This is a genomic window from Halomonas sp. McD50-4 (assembly GCF_022348135.1).
Lineage (GTDB): Bacteria > Pseudomonadota > Gammaproteobacteria > Pseudomonadales > Halomonadaceae > Vreelandella > Vreelandella piezotolerans.
The window spans coordinates 129278-151868 of record NZ_JAKRFG010000002.1; the positions used below are offsets into that span (position 1 = coordinate 129278).

19 protein-coding genes are annotated in these 22591 nt (G+C 55.8%); 3 read left to right on the forward strand and 16 right to left on the reverse strand.

What is annotated here, in order from left to right; all coding sequences use genetic code 11:
- Nucleotides 1–17: 17 nt before the first annotated feature.
- The 9 genes from MHM85_RS03185 to MHM85_RS03225 form a co-directional block, all read right to left on the reverse strand.
- Complete coding sequence (locus MHM85_RS03185; RefSeq protein WP_239284627.1) at nt 18–1166, reverse strand: EAL domain-containing response regulator; 1149 nt, start codon at nt 1164–1166, stop codon at nt 18–20.
- Between the two features lie 165 nt (nt 1167–1331).
- The gene (locus tag MHM85_RS03190; protein WP_219862996.1) at nt 1332–3014 is read right to left on the reverse strand and encodes a methyl-accepting chemotaxis protein; all 1683 of its coding nucleotides are present in this window, start codon (nt 3012–3014) and stop codon (nt 1332–1334) included.
- A gap of 133 nt (nt 3015–3147) precedes the next feature.
- Nucleotides 3148–4989 (reverse strand): ABC transporter ATP-binding protein, encoded by a 1842-nt coding sequence (locus MHM85_RS03195; RefSeq protein ID WP_239284685.1) that lies wholly within the window; start codon nt 4987–4989, stop codon nt 3148–3150.
- 106 nt (nt 4990–5095) lie between these two features.
- Complete coding sequence (locus tag MHM85_RS03200) at nt 5096–6703, reverse strand: gamma-glutamyltransferase family protein (protein WP_139525236.1); 1608 nt, start codon at nt 6701–6703, stop codon at nt 5096–5098.
- Between the two features lie 32 nt (nt 6704–6735).
- Complete coding sequence (locus tag MHM85_RS03205; protein WP_139525237.1) at nt 6736–8241, reverse strand: tripartite tricarboxylate transporter permease; 1506 nt, start codon at nt 8239–8241, stop codon at nt 6736–6738.
- 16 nt (nt 8242–8257) lie between these two features.
- Nucleotides 8258–8728: a tripartite tricarboxylate transporter TctB family protein gene (locus tag MHM85_RS03210; protein ID WP_139525238.1), complete on the reverse strand. Its 471-nt coding sequence runs from the start codon at nt 8726–8728 to the stop codon at nt 8258–8260.
- A 69-nt stretch (nt 8729–8797) separates the two neighbouring features.
- A complete protein-coding gene (locus MHM85_RS03215) occupies nt 8798–9778 on the reverse strand; it encodes a tripartite tricarboxylate transporter substrate binding protein (protein WP_139525239.1) in 981 nt (326 codons plus the stop codon).
- A gap of 125 nt (nt 9779–9903) precedes the next feature.
- Nucleotides 9904–10434, reverse strand: a complete 531-nt coding sequence (locus MHM85_RS03220) for a chromate transporter (protein ID WP_139525240.1) — start codon at nt 10432–10434, stop codon at nt 9904–9906.
- A complete protein-coding gene (locus MHM85_RS03225) occupies nt 10431–10988 on the reverse strand; it encodes a chromate transporter (protein WP_139525241.1) in 558 nt (185 codons plus the stop codon). The genes MHM85_RS03220 and MHM85_RS03225 overlap by 4 nt, the downstream gene beginning before the upstream one ends.
- Nucleotides 10989–11176: 188 nt before the next feature.
- On the opposite strand from MHM85_RS03225, the gene MHM85_RS03230 reads away from it, so the two are divergent.
- Together MHM85_RS03230 and MHM85_RS03235 are read left to right on the forward strand one after the other, a co-directional pair.
- Nucleotides 11177–11845, forward strand: a complete 669-nt coding sequence (locus tag MHM85_RS03230; RefSeq protein ID WP_139525242.1) for an FCD domain-containing protein — start codon at nt 11177–11179, stop codon at nt 11843–11845.
- A gap of 90 nt (nt 11846–11935) precedes the next feature.
- Nucleotides 11936–12502, forward strand: a complete 567-nt coding sequence (locus tag MHM85_RS03235) for a DUF1415 domain-containing protein (protein ID WP_139525243.1) — start codon at nt 11936–11938, stop codon at nt 12500–12502.
- On the opposite strand, the gene MHM85_RS03240 is transcribed toward MHM85_RS03235, so the two are convergent.
- The 4 genes from MHM85_RS03240 to MHM85_RS03255 form a co-directional block, all read right to left on the reverse strand.
- A complete protein-coding gene (locus MHM85_RS03240) occupies nt 12480–14135 on the reverse strand; it encodes a diguanylate cyclase (RefSeq protein ID WP_219863000.1) in 1656 nt (551 codons plus the stop codon). The genes MHM85_RS03235 and MHM85_RS03240 overlap by 23 nt on opposite strands.
- A gap of 129 nt (nt 14136–14264) precedes the next feature.
- Nucleotides 14265–15941 carry a methyl-accepting chemotaxis protein gene (locus MHM85_RS03245; protein WP_139525245.1) on the reverse strand — a complete coding sequence of 559 codons (1677 nt, stop codon included), beginning with the start codon at nt 15939–15941 and terminating at the stop codon, nt 14265–14267.
- A 236-nt stretch (nt 15942–16177) separates the two neighbouring features.
- On the reverse strand, nt 16178–17830 hold the full coding sequence (locus tag MHM85_RS03250; protein WP_275443307.1) for a methyl-accepting chemotaxis protein: 1653 nt from the start codon (nt 17828–17830) through the stop codon (nt 16178–16180).
- 366 nt (nt 17831–18196) lie between these two features.
- A complete protein-coding gene (locus MHM85_RS03255) occupies nt 18197–18700 on the reverse strand; it encodes a GNAT family N-acetyltransferase (protein ID WP_139525247.1) in 504 nt (167 codons plus the stop codon).
- A 109-nt stretch (nt 18701–18809) separates the two neighbouring features.
- Between MHM85_RS03255 and MHM85_RS03260 the strand changes: the two genes are divergently transcribed.
- On the forward strand, nt 18810–19442 hold the full coding sequence (locus tag MHM85_RS03260) for a LysE family translocator (protein WP_139525248.1): 633 nt from the start codon (nt 18810–18812) through the stop codon (nt 19440–19442).
- Between the two features lie 10 nt (nt 19443–19452).
- On the opposite strand, the gene MHM85_RS03265 is transcribed toward MHM85_RS03260, so the two are convergent.
- From MHM85_RS03265 to MHM85_RS03275, 3 genes are all read right to left on the reverse strand, one after another.
- Nucleotides 19453–20445 (reverse strand): LLM class flavin-dependent oxidoreductase, encoded by a 993-nt coding sequence (locus tag MHM85_RS03265; protein ID WP_139525249.1) that lies wholly within the window; start codon nt 20443–20445, stop codon nt 19453–19455.
- A 110-nt stretch (nt 20446–20555) separates the two neighbouring features.
- A complete protein-coding gene (locus MHM85_RS03270) occupies nt 20556–21242 on the reverse strand; it encodes an SDR family oxidoreductase (RefSeq protein ID WP_139525250.1) in 687 nt (228 codons plus the stop codon).
- A gap of 76 nt (nt 21243–21318) precedes the next feature.
- Nucleotides 21319–22584, reverse strand: coding sequence for a nitrate regulatory protein (locus MHM85_RS03275; protein WP_139525251.1), 1266 nt, complete (start codon nt 22582–22584; stop codon nt 21319–21321).
- Nucleotides 22585–22591 lie beyond the last annotated feature (7 nt).

A 22591-nucleotide genomic window follows, 5' to 3' on the forward strand; every position in this document is an offset into this window, starting at 1 on the left:
GGTGAGGACGAAGCGCTTTAGGCCACCATCGTTTGGTGCCCTAACCACTTCTCGAACTGAGTGGGGGCAAGAGGGCGAGAGATGAAATAGCCTTGACCAACCGGACACTTTGCCTTGGTGAGTAGTGTCTGCTGCTCCGCGTTTTCGATGCCTTCGGCCACGACACTCATTCCCAAACGCGCGCCTAGCTCGACGATGGAGAGCGTAATTGCCTGAGCGTTGGGCTCGCTGTCGATGAAAGAAACGAAACTTCGATCGAGTTTTAATTCATCGAACGGTAATCGGTAGAGCTGGGTCAGCGAAGAGTATCCGGTACCGAAGTCGTCTAGGGCTAACTTGCACCCTCGTTTGCGCAGTTCGTCCAAAATGTGTCGAGCATACCCCAGACACTCTACGCCTACCGACTCCGTCAGCTCCAATGTGACCTTTGTCATATCGATAGGGTATTGGCCACAGAGCGTGTCGAACATGGACAGCATGTTTTCGGCTTTGATGAACGCGGCCGGCACATTGACGGCGATGCTCAGCGGCAGCCCCCGAGCGTGCCAATCGGCCAGCTGTGCAAAAGCGAGCTCTAGAATACACCACGTCAGGGGTACCATCAGCCCGCTTTTTTCAGCGAGAGGAATGAAGCTGTCGGGATAAATCGTTCCGCGCGTTGGATCTTCCCAGCGCACCAACGCTTCAGCCCTCACGACGATGCCAGTTGCCAGTGAGAGCTTAGGCTGCAGCGCAAGGCAAATATGCTGCTTGATGGCCTGGGCTAATTCCCCCACCGAGGGTGGTTTCGGCGACGCCTCTATCTGTTCGATAAAGTCGCCAAGCCCGGTCATGAGCTTCGCTTTGGGGAGGAACCCCAACATCTTTAGCCCTTTGGCTTTACCTTCGGCAATCGCATGGGCGGCCGTTTCGTCCGAACAACTGCTCAGCAGCAAGATAGGGGCAAGAATCTTGAGATCATAGAGATAGTCGAGAATATCCAGCCCGGTAAAGTCACCCAAGCCAAAATCGAGCACGATTAGATACGTGTTGAGAAGGCCAGGTTGGCGCGCCAGTTCTCCTAGACAACCGGCGGTGGCGACATCAAACCCATGTCGGCTCAGCAGCATTTTTCCAAGCAACTGTATATCGACGTCATCATCGATCACTAACGCACTGGGAGGCATGATGTGTCCTTGCATATAAGAAGCGTTTGTAGGGCAGTGGTGTAGTGCTGCTCAACAAACGCATGGCCAGTCCCGGCAGTGCAAAAGCGCCTTCGGGGGCCAGGGGAGAAACCCGAAGACGCATGGAAACGCCGTTAATTCAAACGAGAAGTATCATTGATGACATTAGAAAGACTCCCATTGAGGGGCTGGGCGACTCACTAAATTCTTAGGCACTGTAGTTGATAAAGGTAGTGTGCGTTTCATTGTTTGATCAAGTAAGGCTTGACGCTTCGAATCAACGTTCGAATCACTTTGGCTCAATTTGAAGGAGCCCACCAGCGTACTGAGTCGATCTGCCTGCTCGCGCAGTTCCGCAGCGGCAGCGCTAGACTCCTCCACCATCGATGCATTGTGCTGCGTCATGCTATCGAGTTCGTTCACCGCGTCATTGACTTGACCAATGCCCACGCTTTGCTCTTTTGCCCCGGCACTGATTTCTGCCACCACATCGGCAACCCGCTCGATGCTTTGCATCATGCTGTGCAGCGTGTCGCTGGCGGCTTTTACTTGCGAGACGCCGGAGTGGGTGCGTTCCGCCGACGTGCTAATGAGCTCGGAAATGCTCTTCGACGCTTCACTCGTGCGGCTTGCCAGGATGCGTACCTCTTGTGCCACCACGGCAAAGCCTCTGCCATGCTCTCCTGCTCTGGCTGCTTCGACCGAGGCGTTGAGAGCCAATATATTGGTTTGAAAGGCAATGCTTTCGATCATGGTGACGATGTCACTGATCTGGCCGGACGACTCGCTAATGCTGCCCATGGTTTTCTGAACGCCCTGCATGGCATTCAAACCTTGATGGGCAATGTCTCGGGTCGATAGCGCTAGCTGATTCGCTTGCTGGGCAGCGTCGGATGCGTTATTCACTACGGCGGCAATTTGCTCCATGGAGGCAGACGTTTGTTGTAAGTTTGCAGCCGCTTGCTCGGTACGTGTGGCCAGTTCTTGGCTGCCTTTAGCGATTTCCGTTGACGCGTGCTGTAAGCTAATCGTGCTGCTGCTGACGGATTGCAGGGTCTCATCGATACGCTGGATAAAGGCGTTGAACGCTACCGCCAGTTCTCCCAGCTCATCTTTACGCTGATTATGAATACGCGCGGTTAAATCGCCATCGCCATCGGTAATTTCTTTAATTCGGAAGCTCACTTGTCGTATCGCTTTAGACATCAATTTAGGGCCGATGAAAGCAATCAATAAGACAACTAAAAAGACGATGCCCGAAAAAGCGAGTGTCGCTGTTTGTTGTGCTTTGATTCTGTTTAATACGGTCGTTTCTGCCTCTATTGTTGCCCGTTCAATGCTTTGGTCAGAGATGTCGTACAGTTCGCGAAGGCGCTCGAAACTCTCGAGGGAGCTACCCGATAATGCAGTTAAAGCGGCTTCGATATTTCCCGCATTATATAATTCAAAGACCCGTTGGCTCTCTACCCTCCAGCTGTCATAAAGAGGTTCAAAGTTTTGCAGGTGTTCTGTGAGTAAAGGGTAGTTTTGCATTTTCTGAGCATACATTTGCATTCTGTCATAGGCTTGTTGTGCATTCTCTTCATAGCTTGCAAGCAGTTCAGTACTTTTTTCGGAGCTCGGCTCCGTCAATACGTATTCCATTTGTGCTACGCGCGCTTGGTATAAGTCGCGATCGGCATTGAGCGTCGCCGACATGGCAGGAATGTAGTTTTCGATAAACGTATTGAGTCGGCCTTTGACCATGTTGACGAGCAACGCATCGGCAATGACGACCGCTAAGAGCGATAAAGCGACAACGATAAAAGCAGCCGCGTATTTAAAGCTGATTTTGTGAATGGTTTTCATTTTGCAGCACCCCCGTGCCTTTTTTGGGATGCTTCAACTATACGATTAGATAAAAGGGCTGGCGATAACGGACAAGCCGGTGTCACTATTGTTTACGTTTGAACAATGGCTCGGGGTAAAGTGTGAATATTTGTCATTGATACCCTTCTGCCTGCAAACGAAACAGCGCCGCATAGCGCCCGTTCGTCTCCATGAGCGTGTCATGGGTACCGCGCTCGATGATGCGCCCTTGGTCGATGACGATGATGTGGTCGGCGCTGCGGACGGTCGAGAAACGATGGGAGATCAGAATCGTCATCTTGTCGCGGCTGTGATCACGAAAGCGGGCAAAGACATCCGCCTCTGCGGCGGCATCCATCGCGGCGGTGGGCTCGTCCAGTACCAGTATATCGGCCTCTTTGCGCATGTAAGCGCGGGATAGTGCTACTTTCTGCCACTGTCCGCCCGAGAGCTCTTGGCCATTTTTGAACCAGCGTCCAAGCTGGGTGTGGTAGCAATCGGGCATGCGAGCGATGAAACCATCGGCTAGGCCATCTTTGGCGGCCTGTTGCCAGCGCTGTTGATCATCGAAGGCCGCGATGTCTCCTACCCCAAGGTTTTCACCCACGCTTAGCTGGTAACGTACGAAATCTTGAAAAATGACCCCCACTCTTGCTCTGAGCGTTTGGGTATCCCAGTCGTTGAGATCGCTGCCATCCAGCAAGATGCGTCCCCGGGTCGGTCGGTAAAGCCGCGTCAATAGTTTGATCAGCGTAGTTTTGCCCGAGCCATTTTCGCCCACCAAGGCAAGGCTACTGCCGGGAGGGATATGCAACGAAATATCATGCAACACGTCATGGCCACCGGGGTAGGCAAAGCTCACCTGCTCGAAACGTAGACCGTCGCCCTGCACGGCACCTTGGGTCACATGGCCAGCGTCGGCCTCGGTGGGCTGTTCCAGGTATTCATACAAGTTGGAAAGGTAGAGGTTATCTTCGTACATGCCGCTAACGGCGGTGAGGCTGGCCGACAGCGCACTTTGGCCTTGCTTGAAAACCATTAAGTACATGGTCATCTGCCCGAGTGTTAGCGCGCCGATAACGGTTTCGACGACGACCCAACCATAGGCCGCGTAGAACGTTAGCGTTCCGAGTAGGCCCAGCACGAAACCCCAGCTTTCACGGCGCAACGTCAAGCGGCGGTCTTCGCCATAGAGCTGATGAAAAATATCCCGGTAGCGCTGCAGGAAACGCGACTCCAAACCGAATAGTTTGACCTCTTTGATGCTATCCTCTCGGGCCAGTACGGTTTCTAGGTACATCTGCATGCGGGTTTGCGGTGAACGCCAGCGAAATAGCCGGAAAGCATCGCCAGAGAATTTCGCTTCGGAGAAAAATACCGGTAGCGCGCCCACCACTAAGATCAGTAGCGCCCAGGGTGAAAACTGCACCAGTAGAAAAGCAAAGCTGCCAAGTGAAATGGCATTCTGCAGCAGCCCAAAGGTTTTATTGACCAATGCCAGTGGGCGGGTCGAGGCCTCTCTCCGAGCCCGAGTGAGCTGGTCGTAAAGCTCTGAGTCTTCAAACTGGCTAAGCGATAGGGTGCCCGCTTTTTCCAGAATCATGACGTTCACTTTCTGACCGAGCAATGCCCTTAACAGCGACTGTTGGGCCGAGAGACCACGCTGGGCTAACGCCATCAACGCAATGATAGCGCCTTCGAGCGCTACTAGGCCCAGTACTGGCATTAGCGTTACCCATACATCCGGTTGACGGGCCGCCTCATAACTCTCCATGGCCGCCAACACGCCATCGACGATCAGTTGACCCACATAGGCGGCCACCGCAGGCAGCACGCCTGCCACCAGCGTACAAAGCGCCAAGCCCAGCATCATCCAGCGTGAGGTTTCCCATACCAGAAACAGAGCACGGCGACTGTAGCGAAACACGCTGAAAAAGCGATTAAATGGGGAGGCAGAAGAAGGAGAGTACGGCATCGTGGCGTAGCAGCATCAATTCAATAGGCTGCCATGATGCGGTGCTTTGGCGTTGATAGCCAGCCTGCTGCCCTTACTCGGGCAGCAGGTGATGAGCTGAAAAGCACTATAGCGGCAGTACTGCCCCATCGGTGCGGGGTTCGGTGCCGCCCTGCAGCACGCCAGTAACAGGGTCGCGGAGAATGATTTGACCACGGCCAAAGCTGATGGAGTCGGCTACCTTGACGATCTTATGGCCGCGCCGGGCGAGCGCCAGTGCCAAGTGGTTGGGGAAGTCGGCTTCCACCTCGACCGTTCTACCCGTGGTCCATTTCCAGCGCGGCATGTCCAGCGCAGCTTGCGGATTCAACTGATCCTCGATCATTGACGTGACCACTTGCACCTGACCCTGGGGCTGCATATAACCGCCCATCACACCAAAGGGCCCAACGGCCTGATCATCTTTGGTGATGAAGCCCGGAATGATGGTGTGATAAGTGCGCTTGCCGGGGGCCAGTGCATTGGCATGTTCAGGATCTAGCGAGAACGACCAACCGCGGTTTTGTAGGCTAATCCCGGTGCCGGGTACTACCATGCCAGAACCAAAGCCTTTGAAGTTACTCTGGATGAACGACACCATATTGCCATCGTCGTCCGCGGTGGCGAGATAAACGGTGCCTCCCTGTAATGGGTTGCCGTGGGCAGGATCCACCGCGTGTTCACCGATCAGCGCCGCGCGTGCCTTGAGGTAAGCATCGTCGAGCATTTGCTCGGTGGTAGGCACCATCTCACTGCGTTCGGTGATGTGTCTGAAGCCATCCATATAGGCAAGCTTGGTGGCTTCGATCCGACGATGCAGGGTTTCAACGGCATCCCCTGGGCACGGGTCTAACCGTTCCAGCATGCCGAGTGCCTGCAGCACGATCATGCCGCTGCCGTTGGGCGGAATTTCCCAAATATCGTGGCCCTGATAACGCACACTGATCGGGTCGACCCACTCGGGCTGATACGCCGCTAAATCCTCTTTACGAATCAAACCACCGTGCTCGCGGGAGAACGCATCGATGGCTTCAGCCAGCTCACCACGGTAAAACGCCTCGGCCTTGGTAACCGCAATGGCAGATAAGCTTTTTGCGTGGCCGGGTGACGACCATAGCTCGCCTGGACGCGGCGCACGGCCTTTGGGAGCAAAGGTATCGAACCAGGGCTTGAATGCCGCATCTGGGTAAGTGGCGTAGTTATGAAAGGCGTCTTCCCACATTTGATGGATCACTGGCGTCACGGCAAATCCCTCTTCCGCCAGTGCAATGGCCGGGGCGAGCAGATCGGCAAACGGCAGTTTGCCAAAGCGCTCGGAGAGTGCCGCCCAGGCAGCAGGGGCGCCGGGCACTGTGACTGGTAACAAGCCGTGGTTGGGCATGGTGTCATGCCCCAGAGATTCGAGGGCCTCGATCGTGGCCGCCTGGGGGGCAGGCCCGCTGGCATTGAGACCGTGTAGCTTCCCATCGACCCATACGATCGCAAACGCGTCGCTGCCAATACCGTTCGAGGTCGGCTCCACGACGGTCAGTGCGGCAGCCGTGGCAATCGCGGCGTCAATGGCGTTGCCGCCCTGCTGCAACATAGTAATACCGACCTGAGCGGCAATCGGTTGAGAAGTGGCGACCATGCCACGCTTGCCAAAGGTAGCCATACGCCGCGAGGCGCTAGGGTAATAGAGAGCGTCGTTATGCATGTTGTAGAATCCTTTGCGTCGATGAGTCATCACTATTGGGATGTCGCGGGTTTTAGGCGTTTCAGTTTGCGGTCTTGATAGAGCGAGAAGACGACCGAAGCGACCGCCAACACTAAGAACAGGGCAGAGAGTGGCCGCGTGAGAAAGGTGAGCCAGTTAGGGTCGAGTTCGAGCGCCCGGAAAAGCTGCCGTTCCAAGTTATTGCCCAACACCACGCCGAGAATGAGCGGTGTGAGAGGAACCCCCGCCTTCCACAGCAAGTAGCCGACGATCCCGAAAATAAACAGCACCCAGATATCAAAGAGGTTGTTATTGAGTGCATAGGCGCCGATCGCGCAGAGCATCAGTACGACGGGCACCAATATTTGTTGCGGAATTAACGAAATTTTGGCGAACCAGCGCACCAGCAGCAGATTACACAGCACCATCACTACCGCACCGATCAAGAGGCTTGCATAGATGGCGCCGACCAAAACGGGGTTTTGCTCAAACATCATCGGGCCTGGCGTAATGCCGTGAAGAATCAGCACGCCCATCATGATGGCCATTGGAAGATCCCCCGGTATGCCCAGTGCTAACGTCGGTACGAACGCGCCGCCCGCTACTGCGCTATTGGAGGCCTCAGAGGCAACGATCCCGTTAGGCGTTCCGGTGCCAAACGTTTCAGGATGGCGGGAAAACTTTTTCGCCTGATCGTAGCTCACAAAGTTGGCAACGGTACCGCCGGTGCCCGGTAGCGCGCCGATTAGGCTGCCGATCAATGACGAGCGTAGGGTGTTGAGTTTTTGGCCCGCCATATCCCTCATGATCTGGCGGTAAGGAATGGCCACGTTCGTATCCACGCCCTTGCCGCCGTCGGGGCCGTCGTGCATTTTTTCGATATTGCCGAGCAGTTGGGAGAAGGCAAAGACGCCAATCATTACGGGTAGCATCTCAAATCCCGAGCTAAGCGCAGGCAGGTCAAAATCAAATCGCAGGTTACTGTTGCGGTCATAGCCGACGGTGGTAATCAACAAGCCTAGCGCGGCGGCCAAGAGGCCTTTCAAGAGCGCGCCATTCGATAACCCGGCTACTAGAGTAAGGGCAAAGAGAATCAGCGCGGTAATTTCCCAAGGGCGGAAATTCATGCTGAAACTGGCAATCAGCGGTCCAAAGAAGACCAGCACGGCCACGCTGATAATCGTGCCCAGAAAAGAGGCCATCACGCCAATGCCTAGGGCTCTGCCGGGTTCGCCCTTTTGGGCCATCGGATAGCCGTCATAAACGGTCGTTATTGATGAAGGTGTCCCCGGTATACCCAACATGACACCCGATACGATACCGCCTGAGTATCCGCCGACAAACACGCCGACCATGAGTGATACGCCGCTCACCGGGTCCATGGCAAAGGTGAAAGGGAAGACCACTAGAATGGCCATGGTCACGGTAAAGCCCGGGATGCTCCCCCCGACAATACCGAACAGCACGCCGAGGATGATCAAGCCCAGGACGGAGATGCTTCCGACCTCGCTGAGTGCTTGAAGAAAGAAATGAGTCATTGGTCGTTCCTCAGCGTTAGGGCAGCCATACGTTCAGGCCATAGCGGAAAATCACGAATACCAGCGGCACGAACGTGCAGCTGATCCCTAGGTTAATCAGCCATTTACGCTTGGTGTCGACGCCTAACAGCAAAGCAAAAGAGGCCACTAAAAAACCGATGGTGGCCACGATATAGCCCAGTAAGGGCAGCAGTACGGCATAAAGCCCAAACAGTATAAAGAGCGCTACGACGGACTTACGCCGCGCGAACCAACCGCTGATCTCCATTCGCCAGGACGCCACGGGAGCAACGCGGGTGAACAGAGAGCGGATCAGCAGCAAAAGCGATAAAAGCCCGATCGTGACGAGTAACATGCGTGGGAACAGGGCAGATCCATAAGGCTGCCAGCTTGTCGGCGGGCGAATGGAGCTCGACTCCACCCACATGACAGCCACCATTACAAGCAGCGCGAGCGCCAGCGCGCGGTCTTTGGTAAGCGTTAGCATTAGCATAGCCTCCAGGTGCTCCCAGGCGCGTTGCCCTGGGAGCATGAGCGAGAAATGACGTCGAAACGCTTAGTTTTGGAAATCGATGTTTTCAGCCGCCGCCGAAAGCGCCGCCTCGTTTTCCTCTAAGAACGCTTGGTAATCCTCGCCTGCCAGGAAGCGTACAACCGAGCCGAACTCATTCTCGATTCGGCTTTGTACTTGCTCCTCCTCCAGTGCTTGACCATAGGCCTCTGCGACGGCATCTAGTACCTCTTGAGGTGTGTCTTTGGGCGCAAAGATACCGCGACTGGTGGAGTGATCCATCTCGATACCTTGCTCCCGAAGGGTCGCTACATCCGGCATGCTGTCTAAACGCTCGGGATGCGCAATCCCGAGAGGCTTGAACGTACCATCTTCATAAAAAGCGCCCCCAGAAGGCAGGTTGAACATGGCAAAGTCCACTTCCTCTGCCATCAATGCCGATACTTGTTGGCCAGTGTCGGGGTAGCCCACTAGACGAACATCGGCCATATCGATGCCAGCCTCTTGGAAAAACTGTGCCCAAAAGAAATGATCGGTAGAGCTTGGAATCATGCTGAAACGAACTTGGCCTGGGTTTTCGCGTACGTAGTCAGCAATATCTGCCGCGCTCTCTACGGGGTGTCCGGCATACGTGGTTGGAATATTGATGGTTTGTGTGAGTAGGGCGATGGGCTCAAACGCGTCGTAGGAGTAATCGACGGTACCGGCGAGCTTTGAAAGCGCAATGGTGTCATGGCTGCCCAGCAGCGTGTAGCCATCGGGCGTGGCGTCCTTGACGTTGCGTGACCCAAGCGTTGCGCCCGCCCCGGCCATATTCACCGGAACGATCGAAGCACCTAAGTGCTGCTCTGCTTCTTGTGATACCAAACGGAAAATAATATCCGTGGCACCACCGGGCCCATAAGGAATGATCAAACGAATATCCTGCTCGGGATAATCCGCGTGGGCAGTGGATAGGAGCGCCAGGCTGGACGTCAGCCCAATGGCGGCGAGTGTGGTACTTAGAGCAAGTTTAGAACGCGTCATTTTTTATACACCTTTTTGATGGAGTTGGTGTGGTGATCCGCTGCGTCAAACAGCGGTGAGGTGAGCGCGTGGTCCCATTTTGGGTTCTTATTGTCTGCAGTGAATCGTCTTTAGTGCACAACAGGTCAGCCGAGAAAGAGCCCTCCATAAACCAAGGCGCCGATAACGACAAAGGCGGGGTGAGTGTTAAAGCGCACCAGGGCAAGAGCCGCCACGACACCCAAGAGCAGTGTGTGGAGTGCGCCGCTTGCGTCGATACTTTCCATAAAAAAGCCGAGGGTGAGCCACGCCATCATCATGGCGATGACGGGGCGTACCCACTGACTCATGCGCTTGACGCGTGGGGAGTCGCGGTGGCGATATAGAAGCCCGAGTGCGCCAAGCATGAGCAGCAGTGAAGGAACTACCGTGGCGGCCACGGCGACGAATGCGCCGCCGATGCCCGCTACCTCGTAACCTACATAGCCCGCCATTTTGGTGGCGATGGGGCTAGGCAGCGCGTTGCCAAGGGCTAGGGTTTCGGCAAAACCTTGTGAAGTCATCCAGCCATAGCGGCCGACGACCTCGGCTTCAATAAGCGGAATGATGGCAGGACCGCCGCCATAACCAATGATGTTGGGGATGAAAAACGCTAGAAATAGATCCCAGTAAATCATGCGGTGCCCTCCACGTGTTTCTTACGCGAAGGGCGTAGCAGTGCCGTGAGTAGAATGGCTCCAATGACCCAGCCAGGGTGCACGCCGAGCCAGTAAATCACCGCACCCGACGCGACCGCCATCACAATGCTGACCCACCAGCCAAGGGCGGCTTTGGACTTATCGAAGAAGTCCCAGGTCAGTTGCGCCATCATGACCATGACCACGGGAATGACCGCTTGCCCCATACCGCGAATCCAGGCGACGTCGCGGTAGCGGCTAAAAATGCCAAGCATCACGATCATGGCCACGATCATGGGCAGAATGACGGCGATCACCGCGGCAGCACAGCCGCTGATGCCCGCGACTCGATAGCCGATATAGCCGGGCATTTTGGTCGCGATAGGCCCGGGTAGGGTATTGCCAATGGCCAACACATCGGCAAACTCTTCATCCGTCAGCCACTGGTGGCGTGTCACGACTTCCGCTCTGACCAGCGGTATCATGGCCGGGCCGCCGCCAAAACCGAAAATACCGACGCGGAAAAAAGCCCAAAAGAGTGCAGTTTGCTTCATGCAGGCAGCGCCTGTAAGGAGATCGATGAGGTCAACAGCATAAATGTCCCTATTTATCGTTTGTTGGTTAAAAAATCGATTATTTTGTCTAAAATAGAATATAGGTGAGCCTACCAAGAGGCGTCAACACCTAGTGTTGGACGTTCCGATAACCGAAGCCTTGCGATGTGACGCAAAAGGACGCCGAAATGAATAAGCACGTGCAGCTTCCCACCAGCAGCGCCTCTAGTTCTATCTACGATGTGCTGCGTCGAGACTTGGTGGGGGGGCGCTTCAAAGCAGGCGAAAAGCTCGCCATCAATGCGCTCAAAGAGCAGTATCAGGTGGGGCTCAGCCCTCTGCGTGAGGCGCTGAATAAACTGGCAGCGTATGGTTTGCTGGTTCAAGAGAATCAGCGAGGGTTTAGGGTACCCAAGCTTACTCGTGAAGAGCTCGATGACATTGCGCGCCTTCGCACCGAGTTGGAAGGAATGGCGCTAGAGCGCGCCATTGCCCACGGCGATGCTGTGTGGGAAGCCGATTTGCTGGCGGCGGCACATCGATTGAAGCGAGCGGATATTACGCTGGACAAAGGCGAGGAGTGGGAGCGTCTGCACACCCACTTCCACCGGACCCTGGTGGCGCCTTGCGGCTCGGTGTGGCTGTTGCGGTTCATCGAGCAGTTGCACGACCAATTCGATCGATACCGGCGTTTAGGCCCCAAGATGCCCACCATTCGACAAGAACTGGATGAGCAGCACCATGAATTGGTGGAGCTGGCGCTCAAGCGCGATGCGCGTGCTGCCCGTGCATTGATGGATGATCATATTCATAAATCCTACGAGGTCGCGCTGGCTCGCTATCAGCAGCACGCCTGACGGGGTAGCGAACTTCGCTGTACACTGGTGGCCAGCGCGAGGCACTCGCCACCTAAAAAGTGCTTACAGCAGGCCAATGTGGGAGTGGAGATGACGCAAGACGCCGATCAGCAAATCGTGGAGCAGACACTCGTTTGGGTGCGCCGGTTTATCGTAGGACACGAGATTTGCCCTTTTGCCAAACGGGAGTTAGAGAACGACACGATACGTGTGGAGGTGGTGCGTTCTAAAAAAGTGGAAGTAGCGTTGGAGGAGCTGGCTGCCGAGATGGTTTGGCTCGACGAGCACCCTGAAACAGAGACGACTTTATTGACGTTTCCGACGCTGTTTAAAAGTTTCGACCACTATCTGGATTACGTCGAGCTGGCGGAAAATCTATTGATCGAACTAGGCTACGACGGTGTGTATCAGTTGGCCACGTTTCACCCTGACTACTGCTTCGATGGCGCAGACCTCGACGATGCCGCCAACTACTCCAATCGTTCGCCCTATCCCATGGTGCACGTACTGCGCGAGGCTAGCGTCGAGCGAGCCATCGCGTTTTACGGAGATACGGCCGCCATCCCTGAACGAAACATTGCCTACTTGACTGCACTGGGCAGCGATGTCGCTGAAGCGCAGTTGCAGGAATGTTTCAAGACGATTCCCCGTAAATGACCAATCGGTGTTTACCTTTGCTTTTGGCCTGATAAAGCGCCATATCGGCTAGCTGCATGACGTGTTCGATATCGTGGCCGTGTTGCGGCCACCACGCTGCTCCCAGGCTGCAACCTACCTGCGCTTGGTGCCCTCCAGGCAGCCGTACCGGGCTGGCGATACGCTGCAGTAGCCGCTGGCTGACATCCGTCACCACATGGGCGCTTTGTTCTGTGGTGCTTTTAAGAATCATCACGAACTCGTCTCCGCCTAGACGTGCCACTACGTCACCGCTGCGCAACGTCGACTTGAGCCGTTGGGTGACCTCGATCAGCAGTAAATCCCCCGCATGATGGCCAAGCTCATCGTTGACCCGTTTAAAGCCATCGAGATCGAAGAGCAGTACGATGACGCTTTGGTGCTGTCGACGTGCCTCGGGCAGCGTATGCTGCAGGTAGTGGTTGAGGAAGGCGCGGTTAGCCAGCCCCGTCAGCGGGTCGGTATTGGCCAAGTCTTCTAAACGGCTGATGGTGCGGCGTTGATCGATCAAGCGCTCGACCATGTCACGCATGGACGTCGATAGCCGTTTGAGCTCGGGGGAGCCGGTTTCCAGCGTCAATTCGCTGCGGCTGGTGGCCGTCTGGATGTTGTCAGCCGCGCGCGCCAGCCGCGTGAGCGGTGCGACTAAGCGAGCGGCCACGATCCAGCCGATGATGGAAAACATCAAGGCCACCAGTAGCCCCGTGCCGAGAATCAGTTCGTAAAGCTGGTCTACCGGCACGAAAGCAGTACTCACGGGCTGCCTGCTCACAGCAACCCAGCCCAAACCTGGGAAGTCTCCGAACCCTTGGCTACGCGCTATTCCCGTGACGTAACGCTGCCCATCTGGCCAGGTTTCGATGGACCATTTGGGCGTGGCGCTGCTGAGGGTCCCTTCCATGAACGCCAGCGATTCACCGACAAGTTCAGTGGGTCCAAGAATCACCGTGCCTTGCGAGGAGAGCAGCAGTAGTTCGGTTTGCTGGGCCCGCAGTTGCGGTGAAAGCATTGAGTTTTTCACCTGTTTTGCCCACTCCCAGCTGAGATGGACGGCGAGCACACCAGTAAAGATGCCCCTCGAATCGGTGAGCGGAGCGGCGATATCGACGAACTGAATGGGCTCGCCCGTGGGGTTGGGGAGTAGCTGGGATAGCATGACGGCATCATGAACATCCCCCACCCATAACGCTTGTCGCCCTTCGATAAATACCGGCCGCTGGGCAATCGACGATCCTTCGAGAAGCCCTCCGGTGGAGGCGATCACCGTGCCACTGGCATTCGTTACGCCAATCCAAGACGGCACGTCATAGTTACGCTGCAAATGTTCGAGCTGGGCGCGCACCGAGGAGGGATCGGTGCGATCGGCAAACTCTTTGATGCCCAACAGTAGGCGCACCTCTTTAACCCGCGCATCCATGCTGCGGCTGAGTTTATCCACCATTTGATACGCGGTATCAGCGCTGCGGTACCCGATATTTTCCTCGAGTTGTAGCGCCGCCTCGCGGGAAGCGACCCAGCTCAGCAGGAGCGTGATGGCAATCACTAACGAGGTGATCAAGCCAATGATGCGGGTGCGCAAAGAGATACGCGTCAGCAGTGAAGGGTGATTAGGCATCGATAGGCCAAGCGAGTCGTCGTCAAGAGAGTCACCCTAACGTAATTTTTGTTATGGCACGAATCGATAGGGTCAACGGAGGCTGCGTGGGACAGCGGATGTGCTCCGACACGCAGCCTGGAGGCTCGATTAAAACGCTTCCCACTCAGGCTCGGCTGCTGGCCGCTGGCGTTGAGCCGTGCTGACAGTTTGTGAGGGAGCGCGCAAACGCTGGGTAGGCGCTGAAGCGGCGGATGGGGCAAGCATAGAGTGACGGTCGGAGGCGTTGATCCGGAACGCGGCGACCAACTCTGCCAACCGTGAAGCTTCATCTTGCAGTGAGGCTGAAGCCGTGCTGGTTTCTTCCACCAAAGAAACGTTCTCCTGGGTAGCAGAATCCATTTCGGCAATCGCCGTACTGATTTGGCTGATCCCAGACTCTTGCTCTTTCGCCGCCAGCGCTAGCTCCTGCATCATATCGTTGACTCGGATGATGGCTTGGTTGATGTCGTCCATGCTCTCGCCATTTTTCAGCGCTTGGTCGGCACCTTTTGCAATGCGGCCCGCGATATCCTCGATCATCGTGCGAATTTCTTTCGATGAGTTGGAGGTTTTCGTTGCCAACGAGCGAACTTCACTCGCCACGACGGCGAAACCGCGGCCGTGTTCGCCCGCACGGGCGGCTTCCACCGAGGCGTTCAACGCTAGAATATTGGTCTGGAAGGCGATCGAGTCAATGACCTGAATGATTTCATTCACTTTTTGAGAGCTGGCTTCCAGTTCGCGCATCAGCACACTGGTTTGCTCCGACTCCTGCTTACCATGGGCCGCTTTTTTGGAAGCATCCTGAGTCAAACGCTCCGCCTGTGCGGCGGTGTCGGCATTCTGACGAACGATGGAGGAAATCTCATCCATACTGGCAGCGGTTTGTTGCAGCGCGGCGGCCTGCTGCTCGGTACGTGAGGCGAGATCCTGGCTGCCCCCAGCGATTTGACGGGAACTGGCAGCCACGGCGCTACTGCTTTGGTTAAGCGTGCCTACCATACTTTGCAGCTTGCCCTGCATATCATGCATGGCGCTATAGAGCCGACCAATTTCGTTGTTACCCAGCGATTCGATATGGCGGGTCAAATCGCCCTTGGCGATATGCTCACAAAGCTCCACCGCGCGCTGCAGCGGGCGCACGATAAGGCGATTGATACCGATTTGGACGCCCAGCGATAACAGAAGCGCCAGCACAATCAATGTACCGCTGAACAGCATGGTCACTCTGTGTCCCTGTTCGGCGTGAGCAATGTTTTCGGCTGCTAGGGCTTGCGCGCGGCTGTTGAACGCACGAATGGCATCGCTAAGCCTGTCGAACTCCACATTGAAGCGTTCGCGGTGCTGCATGATCGCAGCGTAATTGGCAGCCGCTAAATCGCTGCGAAACGCCTCGTTGATCATTTGTGGGTAGTAATTATCAATGGCTGCAATGAGCGGTGCACGAACGGCCGTAGGCGGTACTTCAATGGCGGTAAACTCAGCGTAGCGTGTATCGGCCCGCTGGAGCGCTGCGCGTGCGAGTTCGAGCGCTTCTTGCGCAGAGGTATTTTCGCCATCCTCGATATAAGCGGTATAGCGAGCCAAGCGTAAGCGCATTTCCATTAAATTGACTTCTGCGCGGTTGATCGACGCCACTTGCTGGGCTGCGACCTCATCGAGCTCTCGCAAGCTCTCCATCACACTCATTTTGGATACAATACCTGTCGCTGCGATGGCCAGCAGGGCGATCACCATTAACCCTTGCACGGCTGCCAACAAGTGTTTGACAGATAAATTTCTCATGATGACTCTCTCGGGAGGAAAGGAGGGGAGGGGGAACACCTGCAAGGAGGGGAGCCTCGCCTGTACATTATCGACACAAAAAGAGAGACATTGAGAGGTGCTGATCAGTTTTTTTTACACTTTTTTGCAAGGTCGTGGTGTTAAGCAGGGAAAGCTTGTGCATCTGTTAAAAAGGGCCAGCAAGCCGGCCCTATTAAGTTATGAGCATGGAAACAAAAGCGATGTGAAGCAATCGGCTAAAAAGCTTCCCACTCAGGCGTAGCCGTCGCCCGCGAAGGGGGCGATCCTATCAGGGGAGAGACGTAAGCCGTGTTGAACGTTTGCTGAACGGCAAGCGGAATCTGGCTATTGAGCGCATTTTGTACAAGGCGTTTTAGCTTGAACTCGTTCACTAGCTCGGCCAAACGGCTGGCTTCGTCTTGAAGTGAGGCGGAGGCCGTGCTGGTTTCTTCGACGAGCGACACGTTCTCTTGGGTTGCTGCATCCATTTGCGCAACCGCGGTACTGACCTGATTGATTCCGGAATCCTGCTCTTTAGCCGCCAACGCCAATTCTTGCATCATATCGTTTACTTGCATAATTGACGTGTTGATGTCCGCCATGCTTTGGCCGTTGCGGGTGGTATGCTCGGCCCCTTGAGTAATGCGCTGCGAGATGTCTTCGATCAACTCACGTATCTCCTTGGAGGACGAAGAGGTCTTGGTGGCGAGCGAACGCACTTCATTGGCGACGACGGCAAAGCCTCGGCCATGCTCGCCTGCGCGAGCGGCCTCTACCGAGGCGTTTAGCGCGAGTATATTGGTTTGGAAAGCAATCGAGTCGATGACCTGAACGATGTCATGTACTTTGTGTGACGTCTCTTCAAGCTCATGCATCAGTTGACGCGTATGCTCGGACGCCTGTTTACCGTTGGAGGCTTTTTGAGCCGCGTCTTGGGTGAGGCGTTCGGCTTGCCCGGCGGTGTCAGCATTCTGGCGTACGATCGAGGAGATCTCATCCATGCTTGCGGCGGTTTGCTGAAGCGCGGCGGCCTGCTGCTCGGTACGCGACGCCAAATCCTGACTGCCGCTGGCAATTTGTTTGGAGCTGCTGGCCACGGCTTCACTGCTTTGATGGAGCGTGCCGATCATCTCTTCGAGTCGCTCTTGCATATCGTCCATCGCCGCGTAAAGGCGGCCAATCTCATTGCTGCCGCGCTCTTCGATCGTACTGGTGAGATCACCCTTTGCGATGTTCTCACAAATTTGCACGGCGCGTTGTAACGGGGAGAGTAAGAACTTGTTGATCGTGGCCTGCATCGTGACGTAGAGAATCAGTGCTAGCACTACCAAAAGGCCGACGGTGATCCCTAGCACTTGGCTATCGCGCAGTGTTTCTGCCGTTTTTGTATTGCCATAGTCCAACGCAAAGCGGTTAAAGTCGCCTACCGCTTGGCCAAACGCTAAAAATGCTGGGTTGATGTTCTCTTTATAGTCGATCAGTCCCTCGATATCTGCATTGGCGAGCATGTTTCTAAGTTCACTTGATGCTGCAGCGTCGTAGGTGTCATTGATCGTAGAAAGGTAGGAAAAACGCGCGTCCTCAGAGGCCGTTGGTACGCTATTCATGGCATCGATCCTTGCATCCGAAACACCGAGGCTCTCGTTCGCCGAGGCCAGCGCATCGGCAACCCGCGCGGTCAATCCATTTTGGTAGTACTGGGAAAGCCGCTCTAAACGAACGCGCATTTCCATCAAATTGGTTTCTGCCCTAGCGGCCGAGCTTGATTGCACGGCGCTGATGCTATTGACCTCTTCCAAATAGGCCGCGGCTTTACGCTCCCCTAAATAACCCAGAAGTCCTATTGCCATCAGCATGAGAAGAAGGATCGCAAGAGCTCCTGCTATCAAGTTTTGACCGATATTTTTTGCATGTCAATTACCTTTTTTGCCCCCAACACCTGACGTGGCGTTAGCTCGGGACTTTAAAGGTAGCAGTGATATTTTAATATAAATTAATAAAATAGAAGCGTGCGTTGATTGTGTTAAACGATGATTTTTGATTGTTTTACGAAAAAACGATTGGGGATTGTTTCAAAAAGTGTCTTAAGTAAGCGTTAAGGTTTCCAGATCAGGGAGTGAATAGCGTTTGTGTGCTATTTGTGTGTGGTCGCGAGAGAGAATGAACACCACGGATACTCTCGCGCGACGATGTTGTCGTTTGCAGCGTTGAATGACGGTAGGGCGGTGGGGTGCTGTCAGGGTAGAAGCGCTTGGTTAGTGTGGGGTTAGTGCTTTGTACATGACATGGGTATCCACATACCCTAATGAAGCATGCTGATAGGCGTTTGGCACGGTACCGACGATCTCGAAGCCAAGGCGTTGCCATAAGCCCACGGCCACGTGATTGCTGGCGACGACGGCGTTGAACTGCATGGCTTTGAACCCCTGCGTCACGGCCTCTTGCTGTGAGTGTTCGCACATGGCGCTTGCCACCCCTTTGCCCCGCGCTTGCGGCGTGACCATATAACCACAGTTACATACATGCTGGCCGGGGCCTGCGGCGTTGGCCTTCAAGTAGTAGCTGCCCAGCAGTGCTCCCTGCTCATCTTTTACCGCCATGCTAAGACGTGGCGTTTGACACCACAGCGCAAACGCTTCCTCTTGGCTAATGTGGGGGTCTATCGCGTAGGTTTCCTGGGCGGCTACAATGGCTTGAAACGTAGGCCAGAAGAGCGCGAACTCTTTGGCGGTCATCGGCGAAAACTGAAGGCTGGACATGAGGTGTCTTCCATGGGTGTCGTCATGCGTAACGTTAGCACACTCCAATGCGTATCTGCGCGACGGGTACGTTGATAAGTGAACCACTGAACCGCAAGAGGGCAAGACCATGACCGTTGAGAGTGCACTGACGTATTTTCTGGCGATTTTCGTTTTCGCCGTGACCCCCGGACCGGGTATTTTTGCCCTGCTGGCGAAGGGAATGGCATCGGGAGCGCGCTCGTGTATCCCGTTAGCCTTGGGAATGACGGTCAGCGATGTGATTTACCTGCTGCTGGCGTTTTACGGTTTGGCGGCGCTGGCGGAACACTGGGGAGACGCCTTTACGCTACTGCGCTACGCTGGCGCCATCTACCTGTTCTATTTGGGCTGGAAAATGTGGACCGCCGAGGTATCCCCGCAAACGCTCGACGCCCTCCCAGCCAGCCGTGGCGCTTGGCGTCGTGATGCTGCAAAGAGTTTTCTGCAAGGTTTCATGATCTCGGCCTCCAACCCGAAAGTCATTCTGTTCTATATCGCTTTCTTACCGACCTTTATCGATCTCACCGTGCTCGACCGCAGCGATATGGTGTTGGCGGTCGGGTTGACGCTGGTGGGGCTGATGATGGGATTGATGCTGGTTGCCTCATGTGCGTCTTCCGCGCGCCGCTTCTTTCAGTCCGAGCGCGCACAAAAAGGCACCAACCGCACGGCCGGTTCGCTGATGTTCGCAGCAGGCGCTTTTCTGGTTGCTAAAGGTTAAGGCAGACAGTTTAACGAACCGCCTCGGCGACGATCTCATAACTCCGCAAGCGATCCGCGTGACTGTAAAAATCGCTATTGATCATCAGCTCGTTGGCCCCCGTGCGTTCTTGAAACGCGGCTAGCTGTGCTTTGATCGTTTCTGGGCCACCGATGATGGCCGCTCCCAAAAACTGCTCCACCTGGGCGCGTTCCATGGGTGACCAATCCAAGGCATCGACCGGTGGCAGCGATTGGGTCGGCTTCCCCCGGATCAGGTTCAAGAATTTTTGCTGGGCGGTGGTGGCCAAGTAGTGCGCCATCTCGTCGCTATCAGCCGCCATGACCGGCAAGCCGACCATGGCATAGGGTGACTCTAAATGTGCGGAGGGGCGGAAGTTGTCTCGATAGAGACGGAGTGCTTCGAACAGATAGCCCGGGGCGAACTGGGCGGCAAATGCGAAGGGCAGGCCCAGCTTCGCCGCAAGCTGGGCACTGTAGCCGCTAGAACCCAGTAGCCAAATGGGCACGTGTGTGCCCTGACCGGGCACGGCTTTGACGGTTTGGCGGGGATCCTCGTCGTCTAAATAGCGGCGCAACTCTTCTAACCGCTCCGGAAAGTCGTCGACACCTGCATGGGCGTGACGGCGCATTGCTCGCATGGTCGCCCCATCCGACCCAGGGGCTCGGCCAAGGCCCAGGTCGATGCGCCCAGGATAGAGCGTCTCAAGCGTGCCAAACTGCTCAGCAATGACCAGCGGTGGATGATTGGGCAGCATGATGCCACCGCTACCCACGCGTATCGTGGACGTTTGCCCCGCCACGTGACCAATCAAGACCGAGGTGGCGGCGCTGGCGATACCGGCAATGTTGTGGTGCTCGGCTAGCCAGTAGCGCCGATAGCCCAGCGATTCTGCATGCTGGGCCAGTGATACGCTGTCACGGAACGTTTCGCCTGCGCTTCCGCCTTGACGAATGGGCGCAAGATCCAGAACGGAGAGGGCGGTGCTCGCAAGTTGGCTCATAAATCACCTAATAAACGTGCATGGTCAGCGGGCTATTTTTGTTAGCACGCTTCATAATGCAGCGTTTATGTGGGCGGCCAAGTGCAATTACAACCGCCGTGGCGTTGGGGTCACTCTTTGGGGGGCGTCGGGCGTACCAAGATTTCATTGACATCCACGTGTGGCGGCTGAGCGAGCGCGTAGATCACCGCATTGGCAATATCGCGGTCTTGCAGCGCATACTCGGGCGGCTCGTCGAAAAACGGTGTGTCGACCATACCGGGTTCGATCAATGTGACCCGCATGCCGGAGCCGCGCAACTCTTCGCGCAGGTTGTAACCAATGCCCGTGACCGCCCATTTGGTGGCGCTGTACATAGAACCGGGGATGGTCGTGCGTCCCGCGGCCGAACCGGTCAACAGCACGTGTCCTTGACGGCGTTTCAGCTCCGGCAGGCAGGCTTGCAAGGTTAGGCCAACGCCGTAAATGTTGGTCAAAATCATCTCCCGCCAAGCGTTATGGTCGGCGCTGCTAAAACCGCCGGGCGAGCCCCCGCGGCCTGCATTGGCGAATACCGCGTCGATACGGCCGAACGTTTCGATGGCGTGCTCCACCATGGCTTGCTGCTGGTGTAAGTCGGTGACATCGACGTCGCATGTGAGCACGTTCTCTGGGCCGAGCTCTTGGGCAAGGGAGGTCAACTTATCGGCAGAACGCGCGGCCAGCACCAGTTGATACCCTTCTCGGGCCGCTGCCCGGGCGGTGGCCGCGCCAATGCCGCTGGAAGCGCCGGTAATTAACAGTACGCGGTCTTGCATCGTTGGCTCTCCTTGCTGTCATACATGAACCTTCAGCATGGCCAAAACCGAGTGGGGTTGCAAACGAGCGCCCTCGCTAGGATTTATCTTGCTGTCGTTGCAGCATGGCAGAGAGATCTAGGATCGAGCGTGCCATATCGGCCATGCTTCTGCTTTGATCCATCGACGTTTTGCGTAAAAATCGGTAAGCCTCCTCTTCGCTCATCGACTGATGGGCCATGATGAGGCCTTTGGCTCGTTCGATCAGCTTCCGCTCGCGCAGCGCTTTGCGCGTGTTTTCCAGTTCGTCGCTGAGTCCTTGCAGACGACTCGACTGCGCATGCGTCAATTCCAGCAGCGAACGACTCAGCGGCGAATGGAGAGCAGTGGCGGTCAAATCGCCCAGCGGTTGAGAGGGGCTAAGCGCCAGCAATTGTTCGCAGGGGGCTGGAAGTGGTCTGTCGGGTGTGGCCGAGGCGTGATCCAGCGCCGCTTGTGCGTGGGCGATTTTATGGTGGCATAGGGCCATGAGCTGCGTGTTGAGCGTGTCTTCCACCGTTTTGATGGTATCGATTCGTAGGGTCGTCAGCTCATACCAGGTTTCCCCCAAGGTGTTGCCCGACGCCGTTCGATGTTCCGAGCGTTGGCAGGCGATGTCGCGTAGCTGGCTAATACCGGCCAGCGTTCGGGGCGAAAGCGACTGCTCCCAAGCGCTCAGTGCTTCTGGGGTGGCGAATTCGGCAAACGTATCGAAGCAGCGCTGCTGGGACTCGACGAGTTCGTTGAGCAGCGTGCGATGAGCGTCATCGAAATGGCCTAGGGTAAACCCAAAGGCACCGCAGGCACGCTCTTGTCCGGCAAGCTCCTTGCCTTGCATGAGGTGGAACGTGGCTACCAGAGCGCGGGTGATGTCTGGATCGACAGCCGTGTCTGCGGCCTCGAAGACGATCGCCAATAAACCGCTAATCAGGTGATTGAATGCCTGCGTGGCCGCGTCCGGTGAAATATGAAAGGTATCGATGGCTCGACGCAGGGCATCGAGCTCATCCAGCGCTAGCCAAACGCTGGCAATGCGGCGCAGCAAGCGTGCGGTGGCTTGAGGTCGAGCTTCCTGGCTGAACGTTTCTAAACGCAGGCGCATCGAGGCTTCGGCCGATTGACTATGTTGAACGTAGGTCGTTCGGCGGGTTTTGAAACGCTTACCTTGTGAGGCCAGGTAAATCGTCGAGGCGCCGCGTTCGCGCTGCAGCACATGAATGAACTGGCTGATATCGCTCACGATATCCACGGTCGTAGCGAGATGGTGAAGGTTATCGATGTCGCAGCGCAGGGCAGTAAAGAGAAGCTGTTGGGCAGAAGACATGGTGATT

Coding starts and splice junctions, on each gene's coding strand:
- MHM85_RS03270 (WP_139525250.1), bottom strand. CDS start 21,242: ATGCAAGACCGCGTACTGTTAATTACCGGCGCTTCCAGCGGCATTGGC.
- MHM85_RS03195 (WP_239284685.1), bottom strand. CDS start 4,989: ATGCCGTACTCTCCTTCTTCTGCCTCCCCATTTAATCGCTTTTTCAGC.
- MHM85_RS03215 (WP_139525239.1), bottom strand. CDS start 9,778: ATGACGCGTTCTAAACTTGCTCTAAGTACCACACTCGCCGCCATTGGG.
- MHM85_RS03205 (WP_139525237.1), bottom strand. CDS start 8,241: ATGACTCATTTCTTTCTTCAAGCACTCAGCGAGGTCGGAAGCATCTCC.
- MHM85_RS03265 (WP_139525249.1), bottom strand. CDS start 20,445: ATGAGCCAACTTGCGAGCACCGCCCTCTCCGTTCTGGATCTTGCGCCC.
- MHM85_RS03240 (WP_219863000.1), bottom strand. CDS start 14,135: ATGCCTAATCACCCTTCACTGCTGACGCGTATCTCTTTGCGCACCCGC.
- MHM85_RS03235 (WP_139525243.1), top strand. CDS start 11,936: ATGACGCAAGACGCCGATCAGCAAATCGTGGAGCAGACACTCGTTTGG.
- MHM85_RS03220 (WP_139525240.1), bottom strand. CDS start 10,434: ATGATTTACTGGGATCTATTTCTAGCGTTTTTCATCCCCAACATCATT.
- MHM85_RS03210 (WP_139525238.1), bottom strand. CDS start 8,728: ATGCTAACGCTTACCAAAGACCGCGCGCTGGCGCTCGCGCTGCTTGTA.
- MHM85_RS03230 (WP_139525242.1), top strand. CDS start 11,177: ATGAATAAGCACGTGCAGCTTCCCACCAGCAGCGCCTCTAGTTCTATC.
- MHM85_RS03225 (WP_139525241.1), bottom strand. CDS start 10,988: ATGAAGCAAACTGCACTCTTTTGGGCTTTTTTCCGCGTCGGTATTTTC.
- MHM85_RS03275 (WP_139525251.1), bottom strand. CDS start 22,584: ATGTCTTCTGCCCAACAGCTTCTCTTTACTGCCCTGCGCTGCGACATC.
- MHM85_RS03255 (WP_139525247.1), bottom strand. CDS start 18,700: ATGTCCAGCCTTCAGTTTTCGCCGATGACCGCCAAAGAGTTCGCGCTC.
- MHM85_RS03260 (WP_139525248.1), top strand. CDS start 18,810: ATGACCGTTGAGAGTGCACTGACGTATTTTCTGGCGATTTTCGTTTTC.
- MHM85_RS03190 (WP_219862996.1), bottom strand. CDS start 3,014: ATGAAAACCATTCACAAAATCAGCTTTAAATACGCGGCTGCTTTTATC.
- MHM85_RS03200 (WP_139525236.1), bottom strand. CDS start 6,703: ATGCATAACGACGCTCTCTATTACCCTAGCGCCTCGCGGCGTATGGCT.
- MHM85_RS03185 (WP_239284627.1), bottom strand. CDS start 1,166: ATGCCTCCCAGTGCGTTAGTGATCGATGATGACGTCGATATACAGTTG.
- MHM85_RS03245 (WP_139525245.1), bottom strand. CDS start 15,941: ATGAGAAATTTATCTGTCAAACACTTGTTGGCAGCCGTGCAAGGGTTA.